This is a genomic window from Haloferax sp. Atlit-6N (genome assembly GCF_003383195.1).
Classification (GTDB): domain Archaea; phylum Halobacteriota; class Halobacteria; order Halobacteriales; family Haloferacaceae; genus Haloferax; species Haloferax gibbonsii.
In genome coordinates, this window is sequence record NZ_QEQJ01000410.1 from 1 (window position 1) to 436 (window position 436).

Here is a 436-nt window from a genome sequence, read left to right on the forward strand (position 1 = left end):
CTTGCCGGTCGCTCGTCGTCGCGACCGTCACCTCGTGGGTCGCGTCGCCGAAGTCGGCGTCGAACCGCTCGCGGATCGGCTCGGAGGCCTGGACGACCGCGTGGCCCGCGTCGAGGAGCAGATGCGTGACGGCGGTGGTGTAGATGCCGCGGACGCGGACGTTCGCCACGTCGGTGACGTCGTTGGCGGCCGCGTCGGCAGTGGTATCGCTGGCGGCCGCGTCGGCACGCTCGCCCCCGTTCTCGTCGTCGCTCATCGGCGCAGATCCTCCGGGCGGCTCATCGCAACGCGTCCTCGTCGTGCGCGAACCGGACGCGGTCGTGGACGGTCGGACCGAGCGAGAGTTCGACGACCTCCTCGGAGAGGATACGCCCGTCCTCGACCGGGACGCCCCAGGTATCGAAGCGGAGGTAGCCACGGAGGTCGCTCCCGTGCG

The 436-nt window shown here is 71.6% G+C and carries 1 pseudogene; it reads right to left on the bottom strand.

What is annotated here, in order from left to right:
- Window positions 1-256, bottom strand: a pseudogene (locus DEQ92_RS22965) (hypothetical protein); the annotation flags it as partial.
- Window positions 257-436: the final 180 nt, after the last annotated feature.